General features: G+C 38.4%; 8 protein-coding genes and 1 pseudogene. 6 read left to right on the top strand and 3 right to left on the bottom strand.

Annotation, left to right across the window (positions count from 1 at the left end):
• A partial coding sequence (locus tag PAT01_RS19485; RefSeq protein WP_154946028.1) for a hypothetical protein occupies positions 1–319 on the bottom strand: 319 nt, incomplete at its 3' end.
• A 165-nt stretch (positions 320–484) separates the two neighbouring features.
• Between PAT01_RS19485 and PAT01_RS19480 the strand changes: the two genes are divergently transcribed.
• The 5 genes from PAT01_RS19480 to PAT01_RS19460 all read left to right on the top strand — a co-directional run bounded on the left by PAT01_RS19480 (position 485) and on the right by PAT01_RS19460 (position 7238).
• Positions 485–1384 (top strand): cation efflux transmembrane domain-containing protein, encoded by a 900-nt coding sequence (locus PAT01_RS19480; protein WP_002962256.1) that lies wholly within the window; start codon positions 485–487, stop codon positions 1382–1384.
• An 85-nt stretch (positions 1385–1469) separates the two neighbouring features.
• Positions 1470–1766, top strand: coding sequence for a hypothetical protein (locus PAT01_RS19475; RefSeq protein ID WP_236695086.1), 297 nt, complete (start codon positions 1470–1472; stop codon positions 1764–1766).
• A 73-nt stretch (positions 1767–1839) separates the two neighbouring features.
• Positions 1840–3132, top strand: a complete 1293-nt coding sequence (locus PAT01_RS19470) for a TolC family protein (protein ID WP_154946027.1) — start codon at positions 1840–1842, stop codon at positions 3130–3132.
• A gap of 70 nt (positions 3133–3202) precedes the next feature.
• On the top strand, positions 3203–4099 hold the full coding sequence (locus PAT01_RS19465) for an efflux RND transporter periplasmic adaptor subunit (protein ID WP_002962254.1): 897 nt from the start codon (positions 3203–3205) through the stop codon (positions 4097–4099).
• 10 nt (positions 4100–4109) lie between these two features.
• Positions 4110–7238, top strand: coding sequence for an efflux RND transporter permease subunit (locus PAT01_RS19460; RefSeq protein ID WP_024032674.1), 3129 nt, complete (start codon positions 4110–4112; stop codon positions 7236–7238).
• Between the two features lie 84 nt (positions 7239–7322).
• Here PAT01_RS19460 and PAT01_RS19455 read toward each other — a convergent pair whose 3' ends face one another.
• Together PAT01_RS19455 and PAT01_RS19450 are read right to left on the bottom strand one after the other, a co-directional pair.
• Positions 7323–8210 (bottom strand): cation diffusion facilitator family transporter, encoded by an 888-nt coding sequence (locus tag PAT01_RS19455; RefSeq protein WP_002962252.1) that lies wholly within the window; start codon positions 8208–8210, stop codon positions 7323–7325.
• A pseudogene (locus PAT01_RS19450) lies at positions 8197–8927 on the bottom strand (transglutaminase-like domain-containing protein). The gene PAT01_RS19455 and the pseudogene PAT01_RS19450 overlap by 14 nt, the downstream one beginning before the upstream one ends.
• Before the next feature lie 78 nt (positions 8928–9005).
• Here PAT01_RS19450 and cadR point away from each other — a divergent pair.
• The coding region (gene cadR, locus PAT01_RS19445) for a Cd(II)/Pb(II)-responsive transcriptional regulator (protein WP_002962247.1) at positions 9006–9393 on the top strand (388 nt) is incomplete at its 3' end.

Genomic DNA, 9393 nt, shown 5'->3' with positions numbered 1-9393 from the left:
GGTAAGTATTTGTTTGATCAATTTGATAAGGCGTTTTATTGATAATGTTTAGTTTGCCCGTGGTATTTGAATTACTGACTAAAATCCAAGATAAGTGGCTGCCACTGCAATGACCGCAGTGATGACAATCTTTTTCATTATGCTGCTCATCACCTACATTATCATTTGAGACATTTCGATCATCTGCATGATCATGTTGAGTTTGAAGGTGCTCTATATCTATTTGGTGATTCTCAGATGTTGAGGATGCTACAGCAGTTAACGATTGTAAAACAATCGAAATAACCAAGAGCATTTTTAGTACAACATTAAGGTTCAAAGTTATCACCAGTTAAATATAGTATTTAAAATACTAGCAGAAACTATTTTCTTAAACTAGCTTTTCAATTCAGTTTCCACGCTTTTACATTAAATAATTTTTTATTTGACTCTATAGCCACTATAGATTTTATACTTATTTTAATATTATTACGGAGTGTTAAATATGTCAGAAAAATGTAGTGGTCAGTGTCAATCATCTTCTACCAATGAAGATGTAAAAATTGATACACAATTAGATAACTATAGTGGCGCGTTTGTCAGTACATTTAAAGTACCTCAAATGGACTGTCCTTCAGAAGAGAGATTGATTAGGTTAGCACTTGACTCAATTGAGCCTTCAGTTGGGTTGCAATTTGATATTCCTAGCCGTTTAGTCAAGGTTTTTCATGATGAAAATTTAGATGAGATAACAAAAAAATTACAACAACTCAATCTCGGTGCAGAGTTGGCATCAACTAAAGAAAGTTGCAGCACCGAAGCTGCAAAAGCAAAAGATCTAGCCCAAAAAAATGAGATGAAAGAAGCATCAACGCTAAAATGGTTGTTAGCCATTAATGGAGTCATGTTTTTTATAGAAGTAATTGCTGGGATTATTGCGCAATCTGCTGGCCTTATTGCCGACTCATTAGATATGTTTGCTGATGCTGCTGTTTATGGTTTAGCTATATATGCTGTCGGTAAAAGCATAAGCATGAAACTTAGAGCGGCACATATATCTGGTGTACTTCAAATTATTCTAGCGCTAGGTGCTTTGAGTGAAGTCGTAAGACGCTTTATTTACGGTAGTGAACCTATCTCTTCTTTAATGATGATATTTGGTGGAATAGCACTAATCGCTAACATTGCTTGTCTGTTTTTAATATTTGGCAACAAAGAAGACGGCGCTCATATGAAAGCGAGTTGGATTTTTTCCGCAAATGACGTAATCGCAAACGTAGGTGTAATCTTAGCTGGCTTATTAGTTACAGTAACTAGCAGCCGTTATCCAGATTTAGTGATTGGTTTGATTATTGCTGTTGTCGTTTTAAACGGTGCTCGCCGCATCTTACAGCTAAAGTCTTAAGTAGAAAGTAGTTAAAAGAATGCACCCGTCATATTTTAAACCATATATATCATACGTGATAATGATTTTAATCGCGGTGCAGTCTGTGTTTTTTTCGCAAGAAGAGATTGAAGGAAACTTAATTGAAAGTTCTTTTAATATATCACTAACTGAGTCTATTACCCCGCTAAAAGCTCCTGAAAGCTCTAATTTATTTGAGGAGGGTAATAGCCAAACTTTAATTGATAATTGTAATTTTTGTTGCTGCTGTCAGTTATTTTTAAATACAGATTCTTCTTGTAATATTTTACAAGCAACAGATCACTTCCTTACCTACGCCTTAGTTTCCCCTGAGCTAAAAGGCTATATCTCGGTGCCATTCCGCCCACCTAAATACGCCTAAATTTTATAGAAAATTAAGAAAGGTCAAATGTTAATGACCTAAATATCACATATAAATTTATAGGAAAGTATACATGGCACTTAATACCTGTGTGCATCGCAAGATAGCAATTTTAAGGTGTGTAACACCTCGGCTTAAATATATCGCGTTTCTCGCTTTGTCACTTTTTACATTTAATGTTTATGCCTTTGAGAAGCAGTTAAACCTTCAAGAGGCAATTCAGTGGACGCTTAAACAAAATCCAGAACTTAAAATATTTGATTTCAAGCAAACGGCATTAATTGGACGAGAACAAATCGCAAGTTTAAATCCTGCTTATGAACTAGAGCTTGAAGCTGAGAACTTTGCAGGCTCAGGTGAATTTAATACATTCGACAGTGCTGAATTAACAGTCGCTCTATCTTCGGTTATCGAAATGGGAGATAAACGCTCAGCGCGGATTGGAATTGTTTCAAAATCAAGAACACTACTCACTGCTGAAAAAGAAGTCTCTGCGCTTAATTTAATGGCTCAAGTCACTGAGAAGTACGTGGAAGTACTTGCAGCCCAACAAAGAGTTATATTGGCAGAAAATGCTTTGAGCTTAGCACAAGAAACCTTAGAGATTGTATCTCAGCGTAACCGCGCAGGTGCTACTCCTGAGGTTGAAGTGAAACGCTCAAAAGCAGTTATTGCTCAGGCTAACCTCACCCTTCAATCTGAACAAAAGCGCTTGGAATATCTAAAGCTTTCTTTATCAGCTTACTGGGGAGAAACATCAGTGTCATTCTCTAGAGTAACTGGAGATCTGTTTCAATTTGGCAATGATAGTGATTTTAGTAGTCTCTTTGCGAAATTAGAGAAAAACCCTGCTATTCAAGTTTATGCAAGTGAGCAGCGACTAAAAGAGGCCGAGTTACAGTTGGCTAAAACAGAGTCAACGGCCAATATCAAATGGTCTGTTGGTGTTAGGCGCTCTCAAGAAGCCAATGATACGGCACTGGTCGCTGGCTTTAGCTTACCTTTGTTTGCTGAAAAGCGAAATTCTGGCGCAATCGCTAGTGCGCTAGCAGAGCGTGACCAAGTTGCCATAGAGAAAGAGGCGACTAAGTTAAGATTTAGAAATCACTTACTACGAGCATACTCCAATAGAAAACAAGCCATATTAACAGCTAATTCATTAAAGCAGTCGGTTATCCCAATGCTTGAAGATGCACTGGAAGATACTCAAGACGCCTATCAAAAAGGTCGATATGGATATCTTGATTATGTATCGGCTAGACAAGAGCTGTTAAATGCTCGGCGAACCCTTATTGACGCGGCATCTGCTGCCCTAATTTATGGCGCAGAGATAGAAAAACTAACAAACGAAGCGCTGTCACTCTAAATAAACATCACTTTAAGTTTAATAACAATTTATTGATTCAGTGATTAACTGAATCGTTTAGGAATTCAAAATGAAAAACTATTTACTCGCACTATTGATTTTTATTGGGTATCTATCACCCATTCAAAGTGTTTTCGCTAGTGAAGATGAACATGAAGGCGAAGAAGGCATAAGCAAAATCGACAATAACATGGCAAAAAAGGTTGGTGTTGAAACAGCCTATTTAGCTTCAAAAACGTTGAACCAAACTATCCCTGTATACGGCTCTACGACGATAGGCGCTGAACAATTATTTCAAGTTAGCGCTAGATATAACGGCGTTATAAAGACAATAAACTTCACTGTTGGTGATACGGTAAAAAAAGGCGATCTATTAGCCGTTATTGAATCTAATGAGAGCTTAAATACTTATAAAATAACATCGCCTGTTTCTGGGACTGTTTTACAGCGAAATGGAAATATTGGCGGTATCACGCAAAACACTAGCTTGTTTGAAATCGTCAAATTTGACACCTTGTGGGCTGAATTTAAGGTGTTTACCAGCCAATATAATCAAATCAAAGTCGGTCAGCATGTTGATATTGAGCAAGGTGAACACGCATTCAGTTCAGTCATCACTAATATTATTCCAGCTAAAGATCAGCCTTATGTTTTAGCACGGGTACGATTAAACAACACTGAGTTAAAGCTAACGTCAGGTCAATTATTAAAAGGCAACGTAAAGATAAACCAATTTGAGGTGGATTTAGCGGTCGAGAAAGTTGCCATACAAGAGCTAGGTGGACAATTAGGTGTCTTTGTAAAAGAAAATGAAGAGTACGAGTTTGCACCACTTGTCCTTGGTCGTTCAGACAAAAACTATATCGAGGTCATTGATGGCCTCAGTAAAGACGCTGAATATGTAAACAAAAACAGTTATCTGATTAAAGCAGATATCTTGAAATCTGAAGTAGAAGACGACGATTAGGAGACGCAATATGATTGAATCAATTTTGCGTCTTGCAATAAATAGGCGCTATTTAGTATTAAGCTTGCTGATGGTAATCATCGGCGTTGGTATGTGGAGTTATCAAAAACTTCCCATTGATGCTGTTCCAGATATAACAAACGTACAGGTACAAATAAATACCTCTGCCCCCGGTTATTCACCTTTAGAAGCGGAGCAAAGGGTAACTTTTCCAGTAGAAAACGCATTAGCTGGACTACCAAAGCTGTCTCACACCCGCTCTCTTTCAAGATATGGTTTATCCCAGGTGACCGTTATCTTTGAAGAGGGAACCGACATTTATTTCGCACGCAACTTAATCAATGCAAGATTAGCTGCGATAAAAGGCGTTATTCCCTCTGGCTTAGAGCCAGAGATGGGTCCTATTTCCACAGGGCTTGGTGAAATATTTATGTATACCGTACAAGCTTCTCCTGACGCTAAAATGCCTAATGGAGAGCCTTATACCGCTATTGCTTTAAGAGAAATACAAGACTGGATCATTAAACCGCAATTGGCTCAAGTTAAAGGCGTCATTGAGGTCAACAGCATCGGCGGCTATAACAAGCAGTATCATATAACGCCGAAACCCGAAAAATTACTTTTTCATCAGGTAAGCTTTGAAGACGTTTCTGATGCATTACGTAAAAATAATGATAACCGTGGCGCGGGTTATATTGAGCAAAACGGACAACAAGTGTTAGTGCGCTCCATCGGGCAACTTGCGACAATGGATGAAATCCTCAATGTCATCATCAAAAAGAACGATGGTATTCCTGTAAAAATAAGTGATGTTGCCAATGTTGCTATAGGCAAAGAACTTAGAACAGGGGCTGCTACTCGTAATGGCATTGAGACAGTGCTTGGTACAACCATGATGCTGATTGGTGAGAATTCTCGCACCGTTGCTTTAGAAGTGGAACATAAGCTCAGCGAAATACAAAAATCTCTGCCAAAGGGCATTACCGCAGAGCCTGTTTACGACAGAACAACGTTAGTAGATAAAGCGATTGCAACCGTTACCAAAAACCTCGTTGAAGGTGCGCTTTTAGTTATTGTTGTGTTATTTATTCTACTTGGAAATTTACGTGCAGCTCTCATTACCGCTGCTGTTATCCCTATTTCCATGTTAATGACAATCACAGGTATGGTGCAAGCAGGAGTATCTGCCAATTTAATGAGTCTCGGCGCATTGGACTTTGGCTTGATAGTGGACGGGGCTGTAATCATCGTTGAAAACTCTGTCCGTAGGTTAGCACAGGCCCAACACAACGGTCATAGGCAAGACTTAAGAGAACGCCTAAATACCGTTTTTGAAGCCACTTCAGAAGTGATACGTCCAAGCTTGTTTGGTGTGGCAATTATCACTGTTGTTTACATCCCCATTTTCACGCTAACTGGCGTTGAAGGGAAAATGTTCCACCCTATGGCGGCAACTGTCGTTATGGCGTTAATTTCCGCAATGATCCTTTCAGTTACACTGGTTCCTGCTGCTGTAGCTGTGTTTATGAAAGGTAAAATCAGCGAAAAAGAAAGTGTAGTTATTCGTTCAACCAAGTCTATTTATGAACCATTGTTAAAAATGGCGATGAAATTTCGTTGGATTATTGTTTCATTCTCAACGCTGTTAATGGGGTATAGCCTTTGGTTAGCAACTACGCTTGGGACAGAATTTGTTCCTCAATTAAATGAAGGTGATATTGCACTACAGGCATTAAGAATTCCATCGACTGGCCTAGAGCAATCAGTAGAAATGCAAGAAGTACTTGAGCAACGTATTAAAGCGTTTCCTGAAGTTGATAAAGTATTCTCGCGCATTGGCACACCAGAAGTAGCAACCGACCCAATGCCACCGAGTATTGCTGATATCTTTGTTATTTTAAAACCACGTAAAGAATGGGCCGAACCTTCAAAACCAAGAAGTGAATTAGTTGAAGAAATGGAAAAAGTACTGAAAAACATTCCAGGCAACAACTATGAATTCACTCAGCCTATTCAAATGCGTTTCAATGAATTGATTTCTGGCGTTAGAGCTGATGTCGGCATCAAAATATTTGGTGATGATTTGGATCGGTTATTACTTACCGCAAAAGATATTCTAAATATTGTGAAAACCGTGGATGGTGCCGCTGATGCTCGAATGGAACAGGTCACAGGTGTTCCATCTTTATCAGTAATTCCTAAACGAGAAGCGCTTGGTAGGTATGGATTGAACGTTACCGAATTGCAAGACTGGGTTGCCACTGCGATTGGCGGTGAATCTGCGGGGATCATTTATGAAGGTGACAGACGGTTTGAGTTAGTTGTTCGCCTACCAGAGCAAATAAGAACGGATATCGATAGCTTGAAGCATCTGCCGCTTCCACTTGAGAATGGTAACTATGTGCCAATTGAAGAAGTTGCAGAGCTTAAATCAGAGTCTTTACCCGCGCAGATTAGCCGAGAGAACGGAAAAAGAAGAGTTGTGGTTACCGTCAATGTTCGTGGTAGAGATTTAGGCGGTTTTGTAAAAGAAGTTAAAGCTAAAATTAATCAGGAAGGAGAAATTCCAGCAGGATACTGGCTTGATTATGGTGGAACGTTTGAACAACTAGAATCAGCAAGTAAGCGATTAAGCCTAGTTGTACCGATAACATTGGTTGTTATCTTAGGTATTTTGATTATAGCATTTGGTTCATTAAAAGATGCATTAATCATTTTCAGTGGCGTGCCTTTAGCATTAACAGGGGGCGTATTTTCACTTTATTTAAGAGACATGCCCTTATCAATTTCGGCAGGTGTCGGCTTCATTGCATTGTCAGGTGTCGCAGTATTAAATGGCTTGGTTATGTTGGCTTTTATTCGAGATCTTTGGCATGAAAAAGGCGACCTATACGTAGCGATCATTGAAGGTGCCATCATTCGTTTAAGACCTATTTTAATGACGGCACTGGTCGCAAGTTTAGGTTTTATTCCAATGGCGTTAAACACTGGAATTGGTGCAGAAGTACAACGACCACTAGCAACAGTTGTTATCGGCGGTATTGTATCTTCTACCATTTTAACTTTGTTTGTATTGCCTATTTTATATCAATGGGCGCATGGCGCTGAGAGTAACAAACAGCAATCCGACGAAATCTAAAAGCAAAAAAGCAGCTTAATTACTAAGTTATGCCTAATTAAGCTGCTTTTTATATTGTATGCTCCAAAATTTTATTGATAAAACTTACTCTGCTTCATCCCTACAATTTTCATTTAAAAACTCAAACTCTATCGTCGTATGCGATAAATGATAGGAAGATAATTTAGCTGCAACCTCTTGTTTAAGCTTAATTAATTCTTTAACGTCAAAGTTGTCACTCAGCTCAAGGTGCGCTGTTAAAACGTGACTTTCACCATCCAGTGACCAAAAATGCATATGGTGTATACCATTTACTTCAGGAAATTCAATTAATGACTGCTTAATACGCTCTTGGGTCTCTTTATCGGGTGCAGCTTGAAGAAAAAGCACCAATGTTGATTTAAGATTTTTGAAAACGTTAAATAAGATAAACAGCGTAAACCCTATTGATAATAGAGGATCTAATATCGGCAGTTCAACGAACAACAATACAATAGAGACTATAAGAACGGCAACCCAACCGAGTACATCTTCAAGTAGGTGCCATGTCAGCACTTTTTCATTTAGTGTTTCACCCGCTTTTAATTTGAATACCGCATAACCATTTACGGCAACACCGAGTATGGCTAGCCCTAACATCCCCTCAACTACAGGCATTTCAGGATTGGACAGCTTAGGTATTGCTTCAAATAAAACCCAAATAGAGCCGATAATCAAAACAATACTATTTACCAATGCACCAAAAAGTGTAAGTCGGCGATAACCATAGCTGAATTTGTCTGATGCTTCTTTATCTGAAAAACGACTTAAAATCCACGCAAAACCTATTGAAAGACTATCACCAAGATCGTGAACGGCATCCGCCATTATCGCCGTACTGTTTGTGAGCCAACCACCTATAAATTCGATAATGGTAAATATCACATTAAGGAAAAATGCCCAACCAATCCGGTCGTCTTTACCATGCTGATGACTGTGACTATGGTTGTGCATTTTGTACCTCCAGTACTTTTTTATTTCTTATTTTTGATACATTCATATTAATCAAATGTCGGATCACTCGTTGATACAACCAACGTTTTACACCTGATAGATTAGTACCTTTTTCGAGATAGAACTTATCTGGTGAATCATAAAGCCCAAAGTCGTCATGAATACCTTCTTTTTGAATATAGGTATCCTCTCCACGCCAATCCGTACCGGGTGAAGATAAGCACTTTGTTGCAACACCATAACCACAAAACTCATCTTTTGCTTGGCTAAATTTCTGCTGTAGTGAGCTTAAGTATTGCTCATCCAATATAAAGCCCTCTAAGTTTATCCAACGCCCTTCAAAGTAAACTTCTACCCAACTATGAATGATGTATTTAGGTGCTAACCAAAATACAAGCTTGGGATAGCACCTTTTTGTAGTTGCTGATCAATGGTAAAACCTTGGAAACGACACTGGATACCTAGTCCACGCAATAGTGCCATTAACAGATTACCCTTAGTATTACATTGTCCATAACCATCTGCTAGCACATCGCTTGCTGAAATATCATCACTCTTGTTATAGCCAAACATTATTTCATCTTTTACAAACTGATAAGCGGCACCAATTTTGTTGAAATTATCCAAATTTTTCCACCCTCGTTGATCGATCAGGGATTGGATATCTTTGTGTTCAAAATTAACGATATTCGTATTGTTTAAATATTTCTCAGTCATTTTTATATATCCCTTTCGTTGCATACCTATACTATAGATCCTATAGTAACTATAGAGTCAAATGTCTGGGGGAAATTGATGAAAATAGGCGAATTGTCAAAAAAATCGGGCTGTTCAATACAAACGATTAGATATTATGAAAGAGAAGGATTACTGTTAAATCCAAACCGTTCAGAAGGTAATTTCAGGCTGTATGATAGTAAAGCACTTAAACAATTGGAATTCGTAAAGCATTGTCGCAGCCTAGATATATCACTCAATGATATTAAACGTCTTATCGAATTAAAAAATAAGCCAGAAGAAAGCTGCTCTAGCGTTAATGCATTAATTGATCAGCAACTTGCACTAGTGAATAAACGTATGAAAGAATTAAGGGCGCTTAAAGCTGAATTACAACAGATGGCAAGTGCTTGTGGTTCAGACAATACAATTGAAGCGTGCGGCATCATCAAATCATTGGATAGCT

The sequence above is a fragment of the Pseudoalteromonas atlantica genome (assembly GCA_007988745.1).
In the GTDB taxonomy this organism is placed as follows: Bacteria; Pseudomonadota; Gammaproteobacteria; order Enterobacterales; family Alteromonadaceae; genus Pseudoalteromonas; species Pseudoalteromonas atlantica.
The sequence above is the reverse complement of the archived record's forward strand: the minus strand, read 5'-3'. Positions and strand labels throughout refer to the sequence as shown.